Source organism: bacterium, from assembly GCA_009926305.1.
In the GTDB taxonomy this organism is placed as follows: Bacteria; Bdellovibrionota_C; UBA2361; order UBA2361; family RFPC01; genus RFPC01.
Genome location: RFPC01000016.1, coordinates 1 through 20288, shown reverse-complemented (window position 1 = coordinate 20288; position 20288 = coordinate 1). Strand labels below are relative to the sequence as shown.

The following is a 20288-nucleotide window of genomic DNA, read 5'->3' as shown; positions in this document are numbered from 1 at the left end:
TGCCAACTCCCATAGACTCATCCAGGTTATGCGTTTTCTGGTCAATACGCCCTATGCTAGTATCGAGTCTAGGTGCGTACGTTGATGTTCTGGGAATCTGCTCAAGATCTGGCACTCTGCTTACGATGAGGAATACAAAGAGAATCAAGTAGTTCATTGAGGAACAGCATAATGGAAGGGCTCTTTCAAGAAGGTGAGAACAGGGTACTTCGTCCGCCCAGTACGGCCTTAGTAATATTTGGGGCTACAGGAGATTTGACCCAAAGAAAGCTTCTTCCGGCGCTCTATAATCTCGCTGCAGACGATTACCTTCCTTCTGAGTTTCATATCATCGGAGCGTCGCGAACTCCGCTGTCAGATGATGAATTCCGACAGCGGTCCAAAGAGTCATTGCAACAGTACTCTCGCCGTCCTCTTGATGAAACCGTATGGGCACGTTTCGAATCACGCCTTTTCTTTCAACCACTCGATAGTGGTAATCCACATGATTTTCAAAAGTTAAAAACTCGTATCGAAATGCTGGGGAAGGACTCTCAAGAAAGTTTTAATCCGCTCTTCTACCTGGCAACATCTCCAAATCAGTTTGGACCGATTGCTAAACACTTAGAAGCGGTCGGACTTGGAAAGAAGCTACTGGGCTCACCTCAACAATCAGCGTTGGTTGTAGAAAAACCCTTTGGATTTAATCTCAACTCCGCCAGAGAGTTAAACGCGGAACTTCAACAATACTTTGATGAGACTCAAATCTATCGAATTGATCACTACCTTGGAAAAGAAACAGTACAAAATATTTTAGTATTCCGTTTTGCCAATGGGGTTTTTGAACCACTTTGGTCACGTGAGCATATCGATCATGTTCAAATCTCCGTCTGTGAAAGCATCGGGGTTGGATCGAGAGCAAGCTATTTTGATCAGAGCGGCATAACCAGAGACATCATTCAAAACCATCTCTTACAGATGTTAGCGCTGGTTTGCATCGAGCCACCTTACAGCTTATCAGACCCAGATAGCATCAGAGATGAGAAGGTGAAGGTATTAAAGTCCCTTAAAAGAGTAGAGCCCTCTCAAGTAATCCGGGCCCAGTATGCTCCTGGCTTCATATCGGGTGAGAAAGTGGCTGGCTATCACGATGAGCAGGGTGTTCAAGGAGGTTCAACAACCGAAACATATACTGCCATGCGGTTAGAAATCGATAACTGGAGGTGGAGTGGAGTTCCCATTTATGTGCGAGCTGGAAAGCGACTACCTCGTCGGATAACGGAGATTGCGATATACTTCAAACAACCACCATCAACTATGTTTCAGGGACGACTGACTACTCGCCTTGAACAGAATTATCTTGCCATTCAGGTACAACCAGAAGAGGGGATCTCTTTCTGTATAAATTCCAAACCGCCGGGACCAAGATTGCGAGCGAAATCAGTTCTCATGGACTTTCAGTATCAAGATTCATTTGCGCTCTCATCTCCAGAAGCATACGAACGCCTTCTGCTTGATGCCATGAAGCGTGATGCAACTCTATTTACGCGAAGTGATGAGATTGAAGAATCCTGGTCGCTACTTGAGCCGTTATTCGAAGCTTGGCAGGAAAAAGGGACTTCAGCACTTTATAACTATGAGAGTGGAACTTGGGGGCCAAAGGAAAGCGAGGATCTACTGGCCCGCTACGACCATAAGTGGCGTCTCCTATAGGATTGTATGAAAAATGAAGTAGAAAGAGAGTGGCATCTAAAGCAAACACAGCCCAAAGACGTCGCCCAAGCCATGGAAGAGAGTTGGCAAACGCTGAGCAAGGGACGCCGAGTTTCACGGCCCCTGAATGCCAATTCTGTCGTGCTTGATTATCTTAAGGCTGATAAGACGCAAAAGACACGAATAGAATCTGACCAGAAAAATCGCGCGATCGAATGGTCGGAGTTTTTCTCGGAAGTAAACCCTGGTCGAATCTTTTTATTCACAGAGGGAATAGATGAGAAGGCGATGCCACTTCCACATGGAGAGACCCTGGAAGAGCAAGTCGTTGCTGGTGGTGTAATCGTTAGAGGTGAAGATGGAAGAGAGCGTTATAGCGACCTTATCTTCTCTCGTATCACTCCGTCATCTCTGCCCATTCTATTGAGTGTTGTTCGTGGGACAATGCAAGTTGGCTTCCGTCCCTCAATAATCATTCTCGGTGCGCCAGAAAATAATCAACTTGTGAATGGCCTCATCAACGATGCATCGACTATCCTCTTCTCGTCGAGTTATTGGGGAGACTCAGAATCTGTTTTCCGCCATCTTCTAAGATCTGAATGTGAACTTGTGGACGTTGAGTGGCTAAAAGTTGCTTTGTGGAGGGCTCAGATGCGTAACGTTGCGCTAAAGTATAACCTCTCGCGCATAAATGAATCATTAGATGCCATAGAAATAAGAACTCATGTGGACGAGCAAAACCGAGTACCTGCGTCAGGAGCATTACTCATGGGATGGTTTGTCTCTCAACTACAGAGCCGAGTGGTCTCTCTTTCTGCCAAGGGCATTGAGTGTATAACCTCTAAAGGAAGACGATGGCTACTCAAGCATGTACCATGCACCGAAGGCAGTCTGCACGGAGTCCAAGACTGTAAACTTACGTTCTCAGCTTCTGAGCGGAACACGTTGCACGAATCTCCACCAAACGTAATCCACATTTACATGACAGACGAGGGATACTTTGAAACAACACTAAAAACTGGAGAGACAGTATCGCATCTATCTGGTCCTCGATACGAAGGCTCAACGAAAGTTACCATACGTCGCTACTACACGAGGGGAGAGTCAACAGCAACCTACAGAGATGCCCTGAGTGCTTCATTAGACATAGGGGACCTGCTCCATACAGAGCTATCACCAGCACCTGAAGCTCCATGGACCGGAGGGCGCCCCTTACCATCTCTGTAAGAGATAAGACAAAAAGAGATGACGGACCTTTTGGTCAGAGTTATAGTAATCAAGGTTGCAATTCATGTCCTAGATGAAAGAGGAAGCGAGTGTGATGAAGACAGAAGTTATCCCCACTCATGAATACCCGACAACGGTAGCAGATGAGATTGTTGCATCAATCAATGAGGTTCTTGAGGAACAACCGCGATGTACTTTATGCCTCGCTGGAGGAACCACACCTGCTTCCGTCTATCGATTATTGGGGCTTCCCCCAAGAGTAAATGAAGTCTCGTGGCAACAAGTAGCACTTTTTTGGGGAGACGAGCGGTATGTGCCACAGGAAGATTCAAGAAGTAATCAAAGAATGGTACATGACACGCTCCTCCATCAGTTTAGAGCGATACCGGGTCCCGAAGCTTTTGCCATGAATACTGCTCTTCCAACCGTAGAGCAAGCAGCAGAAGACTACGAAAATACGCTTCTTGCTCAAGGCATCTCAGGGGAAGGAGAAGAGGTATTTGACATCGTTCTGCTCGGTATTGGGGAAGATGGGCACACGGCCTCTCTTTTTCCTAACATGCCTGTTCCAGAAGAACGCTTAGTCTTTAGCTGCTCACATCCTAGCGATGGCACCTCTCGAATCAGCCTAACGCCAAAAGCGCTCTTTTCCGCAAAACGCATTTTCTTTTTGGTAATGGGTGTCGGTAAAGCTGAGATCGTCGGTCGAATCTTCAGTGGGGAGGGCTCACCAACTGAGATTCCTGCGCTCTATGGAGAACGGGCCGCCGATAGGACTCTCTGGTTCCTTGACTCCGAATCTGCGGGAGCTCTTTGAGTATGTTTTCTCTAGTTGATACTGAAACTCTGGATACATTCCGCGCATCAGTGCGTGAGAAGCTAGACACAATACAGATTCCTAGTGTTCAAGACGACTCTGCTCTTGAAACATTTATTAACGTCGGAAAGCAGTGGCAGAAGACACTCGCTGGATTAGGTCTCGTGGGTGTTCATTGGCCAGTCGAGTATGGTGGAAAAGGTCTAACGCTCGTTGAAGAAGCCGTTATTCAAGAAGAACTGGCCAGGCGCAAAGCTCCTCAGTTGCTTGGACTCTTTGGTCTTACCATGGTTGGACCAGTGCTCATTGAGTTGGGCAATGAGGCTCAAAAAAAGAAGTTCCTTCCTCCCATTCTCGATGCCTCACAAATATGGTGTCAGGGCTTTTCTGAACCGAATGCGGGCAGTGATCTCGCAGCCATGAATACGGTCGCTAAGAAGGTAAAAGGAGGATACGAACTCACGGGTCAGAAAATCTGGACTAGCTTTGCGCATATTGCTGATTACTGCTTCATCGTTGCCCGAACTGGACCAGAAAGCGATCGCTATAAAAACCTTACTTACTTCCTCGTTCCCATGGACAGTAAGGGGATCACCGTACGACCGTTGAAGCAGATTACAGGAGACTCCGAATTCAATGAGGTTTTCCTCGATGATGTCTTCATTTCAGCTGAGAACCGTGTTGGGGATGAAGGGCAGGGCTGGAATATCGCTATTCGCACGCTCATGTATGAGAGAGTTATCTTAACATTTGCTCGGCAAATTCAGTCAGAGGGAGTATTACGGACTCTCCTTGAGGATCACACCGGAGACTACACAGAACTCTCAGAGCTGGTCGTGGATGCGTATGCCACCAGAGCACTTGCATACCGTCACCTTACCCAGTACGCATCCGGAACGAATCCTGGTCCGGAAGGTTCACTAAATAAGCTCGGATGGTCTGAATTTTTCCAACGACTATCTCGGTATGCTGCCAAACAAGAGGGAGATACTGGAATCTTCGAAGGGGGTGCAGTGCAACGATACTTGTACTCGCGTGGGCGAACTATTGCCGCAGGAACCTCGGAGATTCAGCGTGGCATAATTGCTGAACGGCTGCTCAAGCTACCTCGAGCGAAAGTGTCTACGAAGGAGTAATCATTGTCCTTCATGACAACTCGAATGCCCTTCTCAACAAAAATAATACCGAGACCCCTGCAATCAATAACTATCCCTCAGCAACTGCTCTTTTTCATCGCTCTCCTCGCTCTTTCAATTGGCCTTCGCATATTATGGCCCGAACTTCGGCCACTCCATCATGATGAAGGAGTTAATTTTTATTTCTTTGAACAGGTAGGGCATAGCGGCCTATATCAGTATTCGCATGAAAACTATCACGGTCCTCTCTATTTTTACCTAGCTGCATTTTTTCAATCTTTGTTCGGTGATAGCATCTTGACCATACGCTTTGCATCAATTCTCACAGGAGCGATGGCATGCGTTCTTCCCATAGCAATATTCTATCGACGGATATCGTCATTTGTATTGGTCGTTGCCAGCCTTACTCTCACCTTCAGCAGCTCTACCGTTTTCTTTTCACGGTACGCTATACATGAAAGCCTCTTGCTCTTCTCTTTTCTATTAATGGCAAGCGCCGCTGGTATTTTTTTTCATGAAAAGAAGTCCATCGTTACGTGGGGAGGAATTGCAACCATTTCAGCCAGCCTCTGCTTTGCAACAAAGGAAACGACTGTCATCCTAGGAACTGCGAATCTCCTTGCTTTGCTACTTCTCACTACGCCACGCCATTTCATGCATAGACTCGGGCAGCTCATTCACGGCGGAGGATGGTGGATTCTCTTATCAGTATTTATTCTGATTCTTTTATTTACTGGCGGATTTCAGTGGAGCTCCGGAATGCGAGAGTTCTTTCTTGCCTTCTCACAGTGGATAATGAGGGGTACCGCAGACATTGGGCACTTCAAGCCTTGGTATTACTATATCAATCTCCTCTGGAGAACCGAGCCTACACTGCTCATTTGTGTAGTATTTCCCGTCATAGCACGAACGATTCTCGCAAAGCAGATTTTTGGCGCGCGATTGTGGTACATCACATACTTCTCGCTTCTCGGCACACTCGTGCTTGTTGTTCAGTCATGTATCCCATACAAAATGCCGTGGTTGGGATTACAGATCTCTGGTCCTCTCAGTCTGAGCTTGGGAATTGCCATCGGAACTTTAGTCGAGTACCTCATTCGAAACAAAGCGCTCTCGTTCATTCGTAAGGTTGTTCTCATAATCCTTGTAAGTATACCCGTGCCACTGCAATTTCTCTCGATGGTTCGTTTCAATTTTCTGATTCCGTATGGTGCTCAAAATCCCTTTTCTTACGTGCATACCACATCAGGCATGCTGGATCTCACTCAGCGAATTACCCCATACCTCAGAGAGAACCCTTCAACCAAAGTTTTAGTGGGCGTTCACTCCTATTGGCCGCTCCCATACTACCTAAGGAAATTTGCAAGACAACAAGTTGACTATCAGCACTTCAAGGAAGGAATGAGCCTGCTCGCAGACTATCCGTTAGCCATCGTTGATCATGAACGAAAACACGATTTGCTAGAGAACCCATGCCTTCAGCTTGAATACTATCGCCTGAGCGATGCTCAAGAATGCTATCTCGTGATAAATTCGTGCCGATTAGACAAACAGAAATAGGCTTCAACTCGCGTAGCTGGTGAAAGCTCCTAAAAACGATAAAAAACTGATTAACAAGTGTTCTTTTTACGGTCCTTGTACTACTCTTACGGGCGAATTTAATCGAGAAACGTAAACCTTCAGATATTATGAAACGAGGAAGAGCACTATGATTCCAAGGTATTCGAGAGAAGAAATGCTCAAGCTATGGAGTGATGATGAAAAGTATTCTATCTGGCTTGAAGTAGAGACGCTTGCACTCGAAGAAATGGTCAAATTTGGACTAGCACCTGCTGACTCGGCTAAGGATGTTCGTTCTAAAGCTTGCTTTGATGTTTCACGCATCCAGGAGCGTGAAGCGACCATTCACCACGATGTCATTGCCTTTCTCGATGTAGTGGCTGAATCCGTCGGTCCCTCCGCGAGATTTCTTCACCGAGGCATGACCTCTAATGATCTGCTTGATACCACCTTTGGCGTACAACTTCAGAGAAGCTCTGTACTCATTGAAGAGGGTATTACGAATCTCTTAGAGTCAATAAAAAATCGGGCATACGAATTTAAGAAGACTCCCTGCATCGGAAGGAGTCATGGTATTCATGCAGAGCCCACATCATTTGGACTAAAGCTTGCGAGCTGGTATGCAGAGCTCTCACGACAGCGAGAGCGATTTCGCTCGGCAGCCAAAGAGGTTGCCGTAGGAAAAATTTCAGGTCCAGTTGGAACGTACGCCTCTCTTCCTCCAAGTATTGAACAAGCCGTACTCGAAAAGCTGAGACTTGCCCCCGAAACGGTAGCTACTCAAGTAGTCAGTCGAGACAGACATGCGAACTACTTTTCAATACTCGCTCAAATTGGAGGCTCTATTGAGCGCTTTTGTGTTGAGATACGCCATTTACAACGGACTGAAGTCGGAGAAGTTGAAGAGCCATTTGGCAGTGGGCAGAAGGGGTCTTCAGCCATGCCTCACAAGAAGAATCCGATCCTGACTGAAAATCTCACTGGACTAGCGAGACTGCTCCGCTCACATGCGCTTGCCGCATTTGAAAATGTGCCTCTCTGGCATGAGCGAGATATTAGTCACAGCTCGGTAGAACGTGTCATTGCACCAGACGCATGTATCTTGACGGACTTCATGCTCGCTCGCATGAAAAAAGTGGTAGATGGACTCGTCGTAAAGCCTGAGGTTATGAAAAATAATCTTGCGTTAACCGGAGGACTTGTCTTTTCGGGAACGCTCCTACTCGCTCTTGTAGATTCAGGGGTAGAGAGAGACACCGCTTACCGCATGGTCCAGAAACCAGCGCTCCAGTATGCTGAAGCTCTTACGAGGAGTACTAGCGAGAAGAATTTTCAAGGATGGGTTATTGAGGACGAGGCGATTGTTGCACATCTGGGTGAGAAGAAAATCCAAGAGTGCTTCTCGCTTGATCGACACCTCGAGGCTGTGGATCTTATCTTTGAAAGAACTTTTACTCCAGCGTGAGTCGAACTCCTTTGGATAGAAACCTATTGCAGTATTGCAGGTCGGCTGGAAACCACACATGATGACGAGAGAAAAGGAATCACTTATGGCAAAGAAAAAATTTCGTGTGAGAGTACTCCTCAAACAAGGCGTCCTGGATGTGCAAGGAAAGGCTATCGAAACCAGCCTACCCGAGCTTGGGATCTCGACGATATCTGGCGTTCGAGTAGGGAAGGTAATCGAATTCGATCTCGACACTTCTTCCAACGCGGAAAATGGTGCTGCAGGAAGTGAACAATCAGAGGCTACGCTCTTGAAAAAGGTTTGCGAGGAACTCTTCTCTAATCCGGTTATCGAGAGCTACGAGGTCGAGGAGGTTCGGTGAAAACGGCAGTGGTATCATTTCCTGGAACAAACTGCGACCACGACGTCTCAGTGCTTGTTAAACACCTGTCTGGTAAAGACCCCCAGAAAGTTTGGGCTGCAGATCGCACGCTACCAGAAGACACTGATATTCTTTTCATCCCCGGTGGTTTCTCTTATGGCGACTACCTTCGCTGCGGGGCTATGGCGAAGGTTTCTTCTATTGCACCCGCTATCCTAGAGTACGCTGCAAAGGGAGGAACTATTATTGGCATCTGTAACGGATTTCAAATTTTATGTGAGCTTGGACTCCTACCGGGGGTTCTTCTTCCAAATCGCTCCACAAAGTTTCTCTCGCGTCTTGTTTCAATACGTGTAGAGTCTCAAAACTCCGTGGTAACTTCTAAGCTGGAAAGAGGAGAGATATTTCACGTACCAGTTGCTCATTTCGAAGGGAACTACTTCGCTACACAAGACGCACTCAAAGAGTTGGAGGACAACGATCAAGTTGTTTTTCGTTATTGCAGCCCCGATGGGGCGCTCGATGAGGTTTCCCCTGAATGGAATCCGAATGGCTCCTGTCACTCTATAGCGGGGGTCAGAAGCCCGGCTGGAAATATAGTGGGATACATGCCTCATCCTGAAAGAACATTTGAGCCAGAGATTGACCCGAATCGCACAGGGGCAGCAGTTCGTCTCTTTGAAGGTCTCTTTCAATAAAGATAATTAAATCAATATCTTAGATCTCATTTTCCTTTGGACTTCTTGACTGTAGTAGGTCAAACCGCTTTCAGCCAATGCCTCGCTTCGCTCTTCGTTTGGTGGATGCAAGGGATGATGCGCCTACGCTCAGAAGACTATACTTTTCCCAAGACTTGAAAACCCCTTGAAATATCAGCATTATAAGCAGCTGAATAATACGCACTCGGACTTTTCGTCTTGGGGCTTCCCGTCATAGACTCCGTATGCCTAGATTCTTCGTCTAGGAGATGATGACTCTTGGAAATTACGGAATCTAGCACATCCCGCATCCGCCGCTGCAAGAAGTGGTGAAAGGGGATGCAGTGGTAAAAGGGGATGTACGGGAAAGCCATCATAAAGGTTCGAGGAGGCTAAAGACGGAGTAGAAAAATGACTATTGAAAACGGTGAGGGCAAGCCCTCTGCTGAGACGAGTTCAGCACAAGAAAACATTACCGAGCAGGGTACAGTTGAAGCACCAACTGGAGAAGAAACTGCTGTTGCTGAAGCCGCAATTGAAGCTGAGGCTTCCCCATCTCAAAAAACCTATGCCGAAGAGACGGTCTTCGAGATAGCCGAGGGTTCCGAGATCACCCTTCAAAACCTTTTAAAGGCTGGAGCCCATTTCGGTCATCAATCCCATCGTTGGAACCCCAAGATGGCTAAATACATCTTTGGGGAAAAGAATGGCACACACATTCTTAACCTCGATATTACTCTTGAGCTCTGGAAACAGGCTGAGAAGTTCCTAGAGGACATAGCAAACAGAGGTGGTAATATTCTATTCGTGGGCACCAAACCGCAGGCGAGAGAATTAGTCCGCAATACTGCCGAAAGAGTCGGCGGCTTTTCGGTCACTCAGCGATGGCTAGGCGGCACACTCAGCAACTTTGAGACAATCAAACGTTCTATCAATCGAGTCAAGAAGCTAGAGGAACTTCTCGCAAAGGCTGAGGAAGAAGGCAGCACTGTCCGTATCGCAAAGAAAGAGCGACTCGGCATACGTAGAGAGCTGGAGAAGCTCGAAGCGAACCTTGGCGGAATTCGCAACATGCGGCACGTTCCAGATGTCCTGTTTGTCATAGATGTTGCCAGAGAAGCTATAGCAGTACGTGAAGCACGAAAATTACACATACCAGTTGTAGCACTCGTAGATTCAAACGTAGATCCATCACTTATCGATTATCCAATCCCGTCAAACGATGATGCTTCAAAAACACTGAAGCTCTTCGTAGAAAATGTTGCTGCAGCATTCTCACGTGGCAGACATTCCTTTTTGTCGAGAGGAGCGGATCGGCAACAAAACCGCTCGAAAAAGGCGGGAAGTGACGTCGAAGTTGTTACTCGAAAAGGATCCAGCGGAGAAAAAGATGCCGAGCTGAAAGATGGCGCTGAACTAGCCGTTTCGGCATAGCTCGTGAATGGCAGGAGCCTATCTCTGACATGTAGGACATGACGAGCTACATGATGCATTTGAGGGAAGGCTCGTTAGCCGAACATAAATGAACCAAAACCAAAGACTACAAAGAGAAGAAAAAAGGAGAGGAGTATGTCAGCAGCAATTTCAGCAGCACTGGTAAAAGAGCTACGAGAGAAGACTGGAGCTGGTATGATGGACTGTAAGGGAGCCCTTCAGGAAGCTAATGGTGATGTGAATGGCGCAATAGAGATATTACGAAAGAAAGGTTTAAAAGACCTTGGAAAACGAGCTGGTAAGATTGCAGCGGAAGGTACTGTGGGTATTTATGTCCACGCTGGAAGTCAGGTCGGAGTGCTTGTAGAACTTAATTGCGAAACAGACTTCGTGGCACGGGGAGAAGACTTCCAAAAAGCAGCCGCTGAGATCGCGCTGCATGTTGCTGCGATGAAGCCAAAGTATGTGACTACTGAGGAAATCCCCTCTGAAATTGTGAAGAAGGAAGAGGAGATCATCATTGAATCCTTGAATGATGCTCAGAAAGCGAAAGCCGACAAAATTATCCCTGGAAAGCTGAAGAAATTCTTTGAGGAATGCGTTTTACTTGAGCAGCCATTTGTGAAAGATGATTCAGGCAAAAAAACCGTGAGAGATATCATCGAAGAGCTCGGAGTAAAGTGCGGAGAGAAAGTCACCATCCGGCGCTTTCAACGCTTTGAGGTTGGCGAAGGCATTGAAAAGAGCTCGGGACAGAGCTTTGCTGACGAGGTGGCAGCAACCATCGCTAGTGGATAAATTTATCGGAAATGAGGGAATACACGGTCGCAGAGCGGTCAAGGGCTACTCTGTTTTGATACGAGCGTAGTTTCCCTCTCTGGCGTCTGCCGAAATGTGTGCTAACCTGCTGGATAGGACGCAATTATAACGAGGGGTTATCGAGGACGCGAATCCCCGATGACCTGAAAGAGCGTGTATGTCGAAACAAGCGAAGGAGTGCCATGAGCTCACCAATATTTAACAGAATACTCCTCAAACTCTCTGGAGAAATTCTTGCTGGTGAGCAGGGCTTTGGTATCGACCCATCGGTAGTTCTTCAGTTGGTCAGTGAGATCAAAGTCGTTTCAGACTTGGGCGTTCAAGTTGGAATTGTCATAGGCGGCGGAAATATCATCCGAGGTGCTCAGGCTGGAGCTCAAGGCATGGATCGGGCCTCTGGTGATTACATGGGCATGCTAGCAACAGCCATGAATGCACTGGCTCTGCAAGATAGTCTAGAGCAAGCAGGGGTGGATACCCGAGTGCTCTCTGCTATAGAGATGCGACAGATAGCAGAGCCATATATCCGCAGAAGAGCAGTTCGACATCTCGAAAAAAATAGAGTTGTAATCTTTGCTTGTGGCACAGGGAACCCGTACTTCACCACAGATACAGCTGCAAGCTTACGTGCCATGGAAATTAGTGCCGATATTCTTTTGAAAGGTACGAAGGTAGGTAAGGTATATGACTCGGACCCAGTGACCAATCCGCAGGCAACTCCATATGATCAGATATCTCACCTAGAGGTCCTTCAGAAACAATTGAAGGTAATGGACGCTGCCGCTATTTCACTGTGTATGGATAATAATCTTCCGCTCGTCGTTTTTAATATCAACACTGCTGATAACCTCCGCAAAGTTGTACTGGGCGAAAAGGTAGGAACAGTTGTTGGAGAGATAGCGCATAAACGAAGCGAATAAGCAAAATGCAGTTTATGAAGAGAAAACTGGAGAAGAACTATGCCATCTGAAGAACTTGATGCCTTTACCCAAGAATGCGAAAGAACAATAGAGCACTTTCGCGCAGAGCTTCAAAAAACAAAAACTGGCAGAGCTTCAACCGGCATCCTCGAAGGGGTCATGGTAGACTACTATGGAACTCAGACTCCTCTTAATTCCCTTGGACTGATTAACGTCGCAGAGGCCAGGTTGTTGACTATTCAAGTTTATGACACTGGAGCTGTGGATGCTGTTGAAAAAGCCATCCACCAATCTGGATTAGGCCTTAATCCGTCGCGTGATGGCAGTTTGATACGAGTCCCTATACCTGCGTTGACTGAGGAGCGACGAAAAGAAATCGTGAAAAGACTCAATAAGCAGGGCGAAGATATGAAGATTACTATCCGAAATCATCGGAGAGCAGTTATCGATATACTGAGTAAGCAAAAGAAGGAAGGGGATATTTCCGAGGACGATCTCAATACGCTCAAGAAAGAAGTGCAGGGCATCACTGATAAATATACTGCACAAGTTGATGAGCTGCTCCAGAAGAAGGAAAACGAAGTACTTGAGGTGTAAGAATTTGGAAAACGGCTCCAGCTCACCACCTTTATCCGCTACCAGCACGCTGCATATGGATGGCATTCCTAGACACGTGGCAATCATCATGGATGGAAATGGTCGCTGGGCTGAGCAACGAGGTGCCCAAAGAGTGAAGGGGCATGAAGCTGGCGTACACTCCGTACGAAGAGTGCTCGAAGAGTCTAGAAAGTACGGCATCCGTTACGTCACTTTGTATGCCTTTTCTAGTGAGAACTGGAATAGACCACAAGACGAAGTCAATGCCCTCATGAGCCTTTTTGCTGAATATTTAGTAAAAGAGCGCCAGGCTCTACTCGATCAGAATATTCGAATGCGTTCGATCGGTGACCGTTCCCGCTTGCCAGATGATGTCTGCTCAAAGCTCGAGGCGCTGGAACATGACACGAAGCACTGCGAGGGAATGGATCTGATTCTTGCGATTTCGTATGGAGGTCGCGACGAGATTCTCCGTGCCTCACGTCGATTTATGCAAGAGGTGATAGAAGGCTCTCTTTCTGTCGAGGAACTTAATGACGAGAACTTTGCTCAATGTCTGGATACAGCAGGTATTCCTGATCCGGATCTCCTCATCAGAACTAGCGGTGAGTATAGAATTTCTAACTTTCTCCTCTGGCAACTGGCGTATACAGAAATTTTGGTAACAGAGACACTCTGGCCAGATTTCTCTCGAGAGGAGTTCGCCTCCTGCTTGAGTGCTTATGCGAAAAGAGATCGACGCTATGGGAGGACAACGATAGACAGTCACGTCATAGCAGCGAGTGATAGCGCTTAGAAAAGAGAAAATCAATTCACCATTTTAAAAATAGCAGATAGGAGAGTTTGCTACAGTTGGAAACCATGTCAGTTAAAGAAACACACAGGGACACTCCTAAAGCATATCCTGGCTTGATGAAGCGCTTGCGCACAGCTTCACTATTGATTCTTCTGGCGGTTGCTTTGCTGATTGGCACTACATTAAGTCCGCTGCTGTCGTGGGGCATCATTCTCTGCACCTATTTGTTTGTCATGCTCGTTGCTGCAGAAATTGTTGCGGCCTGTAGCACCTCGTCTGAAAATTCAGAAGAAGACATCACCTTCGTCGGGAAATTAGTCTTTTTCCTCTCTTTAATCTTAACACCAACTACTATTCTTTTTCTGCGATATGACGCCGCTTGGTTTCGTAGTCAGCATGCAGTGCACTTCATGCTTCCAGTCATATTACTTGCTAGTAGCATCTCTCTCTTCTTTGCACTCTTCCCAGTTATTTTTCAGAATAAGTCGAGTATTACTGCTATAGAAAAAAGAGTTCTTGAGCGAATCATAGCGGTCATACTTGTAGCCCTAGGAGGTGGAACATTCGTATCGCTCGTTTCAGGTGAACATGTTTTTCGCCTGTTTGTTTGGTTTATCCTTGTTAATGCCATGAATGACTCTGGCGCTTATTTCGTTGGGGCTCGCTTCTCTTCGCCATCCCTGAGTCCTGTTCTCTCGCCGAAAAAGACGGTTCTAGGCTCGATTGGTGGTCTCGGATGTGGAATGCTGACGGGCTTCATGCTTAGCTTCTTACTTACAAGCACATTATCCACGCCAGCGAACTCTCCTAGCAATCTCCTCCTGTGTACTGGAACGCTGGCGGTGATTCTTATCGCACAGCTGGGAGATCTCATGAAATCAATCATCAAAAGAGCCCATGGGATGAAAGACATGGGCACTACGCTGCCAGGGCATGGAGGCATGTCAGATCGACTTGATGGCATTCTAGCCTCTTGTCCAGTTTTCGCTGCTTTCTATCTTTTGCTTCAGACAGGTCCCTAAGTATGCTTGTTCCATCGCAACCGCCAGATAATTCAAGCATCGCTCAGCTCAAACGCGTTGCACTCTTTGGCTCAACGGGATCAATCGGAAAGACATCACTATCCGTTCTGAGACAATCGCCAGAACATGAAGTGATTGGCCTGTTTGCAAATAGTTCAGTGGAACTCTTTGTCGAGCAAGTCCGTGAATTCAAACCTCGATTTGCAGGTCTAGCGGATCATGCAGCAAACAAAGTAGCGAAAGCCGCTCTTGGTAACGATTACCAGGGGGAGTGGCTTGAATCAGAAAATGAGTTTATCACCTTCGCGACCTCAAACCACTACGACATTCATATCGGTGCTATCGTTGGGATAGAGGGGATTTTTACAGCTCTACCAGCCTATAAGAGCGGGAAGCGGGTAGCCTTAGCAAATAAAGAAGCACTCGTGGTAGGAGGAGGATTTTTCCGTGATGCATTAAAAGAGAGCCACTGCGGAACCTTACTTCCAGTAGATTCCGAACACAGCTCACTTTTTCGACTTATTCAGTGTATACCTCAAAATTCTATTGCCAAGATTGGATTAACTGCTTCAGGAGGACCATTTTTCCGAACTCCTCTTCAGGAGCTCGAGGCAGTCTCCGTTGAAGATGCGCTTGCTCATCCGACGTGGAAAATGGGGAAGCGCATATCCCTCGACTCAGCTACCCTTATGAATAAAGCCTTTGAACTTATTGAAGCAAAGTGGTTGTTTGATGTAGCTCCTGAGAATATATCCGTAAAGATCCATCCACAAAGCATTCTCCATGGCTTCATAGAATGTAGTGATGGTAGTCAGTTCTTTCATGGCTCGCCACCTGATATGGCACTTCCAATTACCTATGCACTGCATTATCCGGGCATTTCTCCGATCGTCATGCCCCCTTTTGTTGAAGGAGCACTTGAACTTTTGGCATGTGATGAGGAACGCTTTTCAGCTATTCGACTAGGGCGCCAGGTTGCAAAGCAAGAAGAGGAGGCTGGAATCGCGTTGCGCTTCTACACGGCAAATGAAGTTGCGGCTGATGCCTTCCTGGAAAGAAAGCTACCATTTACTGGAATTGTTTCCTTTATTGAAGAAGCCTTGATGCGAAATTGCATTGCTCCACTGAGGCAGCCAGAAGACTTGCGGACTCTATTAAACGAAGAAAGAATACAACTGAAAGAGTGGTTAGTAGACTTTTCAAGAAGGTGCAACAAATAAGGGAGTAGGGGTTATTCTATGAGTATTATTACAGCCATTCTGGCACTCGGCATTCTCGTCTTTGTTCACGAACTCGGACATTTTCTTTTCGCCAAGCTTTTCTCGGTGCAAGTGCTTGAATTCGCTGTCGGCTTCGGTCCGCGAATCTGGGGGCGCCAGTTCCGCGGGACAGCATATTCCATTAGAGCCATTCCGCTGGGTGGCTATGTAAGAATGGCTGGAGAGAGTCCTCTAGACTTTGAAAGTGCTTCCCCAACTGTCTCTGAAAATAACACTCCTCCTGACCAAGAAAAGGGTGACACGACGAGCGAAGAGCCTATGAGTGGAGCCGCAGATCTCGCTTCGGAAAGCCTAACAGATGAGCTCAGCGATGATTCGTTCTTACCACCAGTAACAACGGATCGTAATAGGTGGTTTCTTTCGCAATCTTATATACCTAAGTTCCTGATTGTCTTCGCTGGACCCTTATTTAATGTCTTGTTCGCAATTTTACTTGCTTGGTTCGCGTTGTTTTTATTCGGCAAGGCAACTTCTGTGGAGATAGCAAAAATAGGCGCGACCATTCCAGACTTACCTGCTGAGCAAGCTGGAATTCAGGCAGGTGATACCGTGATTCGAATAAATGGAAAAGAGATTACCCTGTGGGATGAAATGGCACGAACTATTCAAAACTCTGCGGGAGCGTCGCTACAACTTGACCTCGATAGAGATGGCGAAATTGTTTCACTCACCCTAACTCCCACCCTTGAGCAATCTGAGCTGGATATCCTCTTAGATGACGATGAATACAGAGAACGTTATAAAGTGGGAATTATTCCTGCCACGACTCGTGAGGCAGCTGGATTTTTCGAAGCTGCTACCCTTGGTGTGCAGCAAGTTTTATTTATCAGTGAACTAACACTCAAGGGGCTCTATGGAATGATCAAGGGAAGGCTCTCGACTGATAGCATATCAGGTCCCCTGTATATTTTTAAGCATGGTGCTGATGCTGCCCAGAGTGGAATAGACCGTCTTATCGACTTCATGGTGTTTCTCAGTGTGAGCTTAGCGCTCTTAAATCTGCTGCCAATTCCTGTGCTTGATGGTGGCCATCTGGTCTTCTTTACCATTGAAGCTATCAAAGGTTCACCAGTAAGTATGCGACTACAACAAATTGCGACGCAGATTGGGATGCTTTTTCTTCTGGGTCTTATGTTATTTGCAGTATCAAATGATATTAAAAAGCTATTCGGGTAGCTATATTATCAGTCTGAAGTACCTGATGAGAAGAAGATGGTAAAGATTCTTAGCATAGCTGTGGTCGGAGACGTAATAAGGCTAAACTATCGAACAGAGAAGGATGAGTTATTAAGCTTCTCTTCCACGAATAACTCTCTACGCTTAGCGGAAAAAACTCTGGGGGGTCTCTTATCCGAACTAAAGGAATGTCTTAAGAAAAAGGACATCGCTTTCCAACCCGATATGATCCGATGCCTTTCCGGGCCAGGGAGTTACACTGGTCTAAGAATGGTGATGTGTTTTGCAAAGGGACTCGCTACAGCCTTGCAGATTCCATTAATTCCAACCTCGACCTTCGAGGTTGCACGGCATCGACTCGTTAGGGAGCTCTCTCAGCCAAAAACTATACGCTTCGGGCAATCCATCGGAAAAGATAGGTGGATTGTTGAGGAGCTATCCATTCACCAGCCCTCGGAGGTCTCAAACTGGGAAATTCGTGGTGAACAGGATGCTCTTGAATTGCTGAACGTCTCTGAATACGGAGTTATTATTCAACCACTGAGTCTCCAAACAGCCGATCAAAAGAAGACCTATCCGATCTGCTTTGCTGAGGAGCTGTCAGTAGCAAACCTGAGCGGACCAGTCGAAGGCCTCTCGACCTATGATCCAGAGGCGATATCAAGGTTAGAGCCTGATTATGGCCTTAAATTCTCCGCTCTTACCCTTCAGGAGCAAAAGAAGACGAAAACTCGCAAAATTTCTGAAAGAAGGTAGCTTGAGATAGAGGGAGTCTTCAGGTAGACTTTTGGGATAGGGGAGTCTTTCCTCTTACACTTCGCATAATCCAATCCCTTAAGACAGTGTGTTATAAAGAGAATGCTCTAGTGCGAATGCTCTGACGAAATTAGAACGTCACAAAGAAAGAAAGAGGATTTAAAGGTACGGACGCAGTTTTACTGAGAAATAGGCTTACTGAGAAATATCCATACTGAGAAATTTTATGTAAGGGATGTAAAGAACAGATTTCAAAATTTAGTTTTTTGCTCGCATGAAGATACCCCCTTTAGATTTTGTTGACGACCATTAGAGAAATTAGGAGTAGCTGACGGACGTTGGAGAAGAAGAGGTAAAGCAGCGCAAAGCTCGCGTTTGCTAGCTAGCAAATAAGACAAGTTTTATTAGTAGATAATCAGTGTTTGCGTCTTAATGTGCAAATACAGAAATAAGAGGAAGAGAAATGAACCTAAGTGAACTGAAAGGGTTAAAGTCAGAAGAACTCGTCAAACTTGCAGGTGAGTTTGAAATTACAAACGCAAACACCTTGAGACGACAGGAACTCATATTTTCCATCTTAACCGCGCAATCCGAAACAAACGGTAATATTTATGGAGATGGTGTTCTCGAATGTTTACCTGATGGCTTTGGCTTTCTCCGCTCTCCAAATGACAACTATCTTCCCGGCTCCGACGATATCTACGTATCACCGAATCAGATTCGACGATTCGGCCTTAGAACAGGAGATACTGTCGAGGGGCAAATACGTCCTCCAAGAGAGAAAGAAGGGGAGCGTTATTTTGCTCTCTTGAAGGTAAAATCGGTAAACCGTGACTCCACTGACGCTTTAAAAAGTAAGATTCACTTCGACAACCTCACACCGCTTTATCCTGACGAGCGACTGAAGCTCGAAACAAAAACAACTCAGAAAGACTTCTCCCAGAGAATCATCGACCTCTTCTGTCCAATCGGCAAAGGTCAGAGAGGACTGATTGTTGCCCCTCCTAGAACGGGAAAGACCGTTCTTTTACAACGAATTGCAAATGCTATCACTGAGAATCATCCAGAATGCGTACTCATCGTTCTGCTGATCGATGAACGTCCAGAAGAGGTAACTGATATGTCTCGTTCTGTTAAAGGCGAGGTCGTTAGCTCCACCTTTGATGAGCCAGCGCAGAGGCACGTACAGGTTGCCGAAATGGTAATTGAGAAGGCACGACGTTTAGTTGAACACAAAAAAGATGTCGTTATTCTTCTTGACTCGATCACGCGCCTAGCCCGTGCATATAACACCGTGGTACCACCTAGCGGAAAAATCTTATCGGGAGGAGTTGATTCAAATGCTCTTCATAAACCAAAGCGCTTCTTTGGTGCCGCTCGTAACGTAGAGGAAGGAGGAAGCTTAACGATCATTGGGACTGCGCTTATTGAAACTGGCTCTAGAATGGATGAAGTCATCTTTGAAGAATTCAAAGGAACTGGAAACATGGAGCTTGTCTTAGACAGAAAGCTCGCTGACCGAAGGGTCTATCCAGCCGTCGATCTGAATCGGTCTGGTACGCGAAAAGAAGATCTCCTCTTGGAACCAGATGTGTTGCAAAAGATCTGGTTACTCAGAAAAGTCCTCAATCCGCTGAACACCATTGAGGCAATGGAGTGGCTAATCAGTAAAATGGATGGAACCAAGAGTAATAAAGATTTCTTAGAAATGATGAAGGGAGGCTGATGCTGCTTCGATCAGTCTGTGTTCGATCAGTCTGTGTTCGATCAGTCTGTGTTCGATCAGTCTGGCCGAATCGGTTCTAAGAATTGGGCTTTCTAAGCCGTATAAATTGGTTGCTGGAGAACTGAATGCATAATGCAGTTGAAAGTTTGGATGGAGCTCTTATTCTCGTTGCTGATGACAATGAAGAGCAGCTTTTTACAACTCAGACTCTGCTAGAGTCCGCAGGAGCTGAAGTACTAACCGCCACTGATGGCCTCGAAGCAGTCAAACTCGCGAACTCAAAAAAACCAGCTCTAATCGTTATGGATGTCGTTATGCCGCTGAAAGGTGGCCTTGAGGCGGCTCGAGAACTGAAAAACAGCGACGCAACAAGACATATTCCCATCCTTATTCTAAGCTCGCGTGATGAGCTGGATGACATTTCTGCAGGCGTTCAAGCAGGGGCTGAAGATTACATTCGAAAACCATTTGAACCAGCGGATTTCCTTGCACGCATTCGCTCTGGTCTGCACCTTGGAAATCTCTACAGAGAAGTCCTCTTTTTAAAGACTCACCCCAAAAAGCAAGATGAAAAAGATCCATTCGATGGGATTATTGGAGAAGGGCACGAGATAAAAGAAGTCATTTCTCAAATCCTAAGATTCAGAGACTCTTCAGCTCCAGTTTTAGTAATCGGAGAATCGGGAACTGGAAAGGAACTTCTCGCCCGAGCTGTTCATGCAACCAGCCCTCGCAACGAACATACGTTTCTCGCTATTAACTGTGGAGCACTGAGTGAAAATCTACTGGAGTCACAACTGTTT

At 46.4% G+C, this 20288-nt stretch carries 19 protein-coding genes; all 19 read left to right on the top strand.

Features of this window, described 5'->3' with window-relative positions; genetic code table 11:
- The first annotated feature begins 171 nt into the window (after positions 1-171).
- A complete protein-coding gene (gene zwf / locus EBR25_04460; GenBank protein ID NBW40243.1) occupies positions 172-1692 on the top strand; it encodes a glucose-6-phosphate dehydrogenase in 1521 nt (506 codons plus the stop codon).
- A gap of 6 nt (positions 1693-1698) precedes the next feature.
- A complete protein-coding gene (locus tag EBR25_04455; protein NBW40242.1) occupies positions 1699-2919 on the top strand; it encodes a hypothetical protein in 1221 nt (406 codons plus the stop codon).
- 73 nt (positions 2920-2992) lie between these two features.
- Positions 2993-3736: a 6-phosphogluconolactonase gene (gene pgl / locus EBR25_04450; GenBank protein NBW40241.1), complete on the top strand. Its 744-nt coding sequence runs from the start codon at positions 2993-2995 to the stop codon at positions 3734-3736.
- A gap of 2 nt (positions 3737-3738) precedes the next feature.
- On the top strand, positions 3739-4872 hold the full coding sequence (locus tag EBR25_04445; GenBank protein ID NBW40240.1) for an acyl-CoA dehydrogenase: 1134 nt from the start codon (positions 3739-3741) through the stop codon (positions 4870-4872).
- A 12-nt stretch (positions 4873-4884) separates the two neighbouring features.
- Positions 4885-6432 (top strand): hypothetical protein, encoded by a 1548-nt coding sequence (locus EBR25_04440; GenBank protein ID NBW40239.1) that lies wholly within the window; start codon positions 4885-4887, stop codon positions 6430-6432.
- Positions 6433-6580: 148 nt separating this feature from the next.
- Positions 6581-7897, top strand: coding sequence for an adenylosuccinate lyase (locus tag EBR25_04435; GenBank protein ID NBW40238.1), 1317 nt, complete (start codon positions 6581-6583; stop codon positions 7895-7897).
- An 85-nt stretch (positions 7898-7982) separates the two neighbouring features.
- Entirely contained in the window at positions 7983-8261 is a 279-nt protein-coding gene (gene purS, locus EBR25_04430; GenBank protein NBW40237.1) for a phosphoribosylformylglycinamidine synthase, purS protein, read from the top strand.
- Positions 8258-8959 (top strand): phosphoribosylformylglycinamidine synthase subunit PurQ, encoded by a 702-nt coding sequence (purQ, locus tag EBR25_04425; protein ID NBW40236.1) that lies wholly within the window; start codon positions 8258-8260, stop codon positions 8957-8959. The genes purS and purQ overlap by 4 nt, the downstream gene beginning before the upstream one ends.
- A gap of 411 nt (positions 8960-9370) precedes the next feature.
- Positions 9371-10393, top strand: coding sequence for a 30S ribosomal protein S2 (rpsB, locus tag EBR25_04420; GenBank protein ID NBW40235.1), 1023 nt, complete (start codon positions 9371-9373; stop codon positions 10391-10393).
- A gap of 135 nt (positions 10394-10528) precedes the next feature.
- Positions 10529-11191, top strand: a complete 663-nt coding sequence (tsf, locus tag EBR25_04415) for a translation elongation factor Ts (GenBank protein NBW40234.1) — start codon at positions 10529-10531, stop codon at positions 11189-11191.
- A 203-nt stretch (positions 11192-11394) separates the two neighbouring features.
- Positions 11395-12132 carry a UMP kinase gene (locus tag EBR25_04410; protein NBW40233.1) on the top strand — a complete coding sequence of 246 codons (738 nt, stop codon included), beginning with the start codon at positions 11395-11397 and terminating at the stop codon, positions 12130-12132.
- A gap of 39 nt (positions 12133-12171) precedes the next feature.
- Complete coding sequence (locus EBR25_04405; GenBank protein ID NBW40232.1) at positions 12172-12729, top strand: ribosome recycling factor; 558 nt, start codon at positions 12172-12174, stop codon at positions 12727-12729.
- Entirely contained in the window at positions 12686-13525 is an 840-nt protein-coding gene (locus tag EBR25_04400) for an isoprenyl transferase (GenBank protein NBW40231.1), read from the top strand. The genes EBR25_04405 and EBR25_04400 overlap by 44 nt, the downstream gene beginning before the upstream one ends.
- 65 nt (positions 13526-13590) lie before the next feature.
- Entirely contained in the window at positions 13591-14547 is a 957-nt protein-coding gene (locus EBR25_04395; GenBank protein ID NBW40230.1) for a hypothetical protein, read from the top strand.
- A gap of 2 nt (positions 14548-14549) precedes the next feature.
- On the top strand, positions 14550-15767 hold the full coding sequence (locus EBR25_04390) for a 1-deoxy-D-xylulose-5-phosphate reductoisomerase (protein NBW40229.1): 1218 nt from the start codon (positions 14550-14552) through the stop codon (positions 15765-15767).
- A gap of 18 nt (positions 15768-15785) precedes the next feature.
- Positions 15786-17003 carry an RIP metalloprotease RseP gene (gene rseP / locus EBR25_04385; GenBank protein ID NBW40228.1) on the top strand — a complete coding sequence of 406 codons (1218 nt, stop codon included), beginning with the start codon at positions 15786-15788 and terminating at the stop codon, positions 17001-17003.
- A 36-nt stretch (positions 17004-17039) separates the two neighbouring features.
- Positions 17040-17759 carry a hypothetical protein gene (locus EBR25_04380; protein ID NBW40227.1) on the top strand — a complete coding sequence of 240 codons (720 nt, stop codon included), beginning with the start codon at positions 17040-17042 and terminating at the stop codon, positions 17757-17759.
- A gap of 463 nt (positions 17760-18222) precedes the next feature.
- Positions 18223-19485, top strand: a complete 1263-nt coding sequence (gene rho, locus EBR25_04375) for a transcription termination factor Rho (protein NBW40226.1) — start codon at positions 18223-18225, stop codon at positions 19483-19485.
- A 125-nt stretch (positions 19486-19610) separates the two neighbouring features.
- The coding region (locus EBR25_04370; GenBank protein NBW40225.1) for a sigma-54-dependent Fis family transcriptional regulator at positions 19611-20288 on the top strand (678 nt) is incomplete at its 3' end.